The sequence below is a fragment of the Blastomonas sp. CCH1-A6 genome (genome assembly GCF_001556365.1).
In the GTDB taxonomy this organism is placed as follows: domain Bacteria; phylum Pseudomonadota; class Alphaproteobacteria; order Sphingomonadales; family Sphingomonadaceae; genus Blastomonas; species Blastomonas ursincola.
Genome location: NZ_LSIS01000006.1, coordinates 1 through 602, shown reverse-complemented (window position 1 = coordinate 602; position 602 = coordinate 1). Strand labels below are relative to the sequence as shown.

Annotated in this window: 1 protein-coding gene; it reads left to right on the top strand. The window is 70.3% G+C overall.

Annotated features, from left to right (window positions below):
* Nucleotides 1-548, top strand: a 548-nt coding sequence (locus AX735_RS00270; protein ID WP_231749965.1) for an acyl-CoA dehydrogenase, incomplete at its 5' end; no start/stop codon positions are given.
* Nucleotides 549-602 lie beyond the last annotated feature (54 nt).

The window sequence follows — 602 nt, the reverse complement described above, 5'->3', positions numbered from 1 at the left end:
TGTTCCTCGTCCCCGCCGACGGCGCGGGCGTCACGGTCACCCCCTATCGCCTGCGCGACGACCATTGGGTCGCCGATGTGAAGCTCGACGGCGCGACGCTCGGCGCGGACGCTCTGCTGCTCGGCCCCGGCGCGGCCGCCGAGGCGCTGGAAAAGGTGATCGACAAGGCGCGGCTGCTGCTCGCGGCCGAAGGCACCGGCATCATGCGCCGGGTGTGCCTCGCCACCCAGGCCTATACCATGGATCGCAAGCAGTTCGGCGTGCCGCTCGCCTCGTTCCAGGTGCTCCAGCATCGCATGGTCGACATGCAGGTCGCCTTCGATCAGGCGCGCTCGCTGGTCTATGAGGCGGTGACGCATGATCTGGCGGGCGATGCCGAAGCCGCCACCCGCGCCGCGCGCGCCGCCTATCGCGCGGTCAGCGAGGACGGGGTCGAGGTCGGCAAGCAGGCCATCCAGCTGCACGGCGGCATGGGCATGTCCGAGGAACTGCCGCTGGGCCGCGCGCTGCGCCGGCTGCTCGCGATAAGGCAGGCGTTTCCGCTTTAAGCTGATGGCTTGAGCCATTCGTCGTCACCCCCGCGAAAGCGGGGGTCCCGCTTC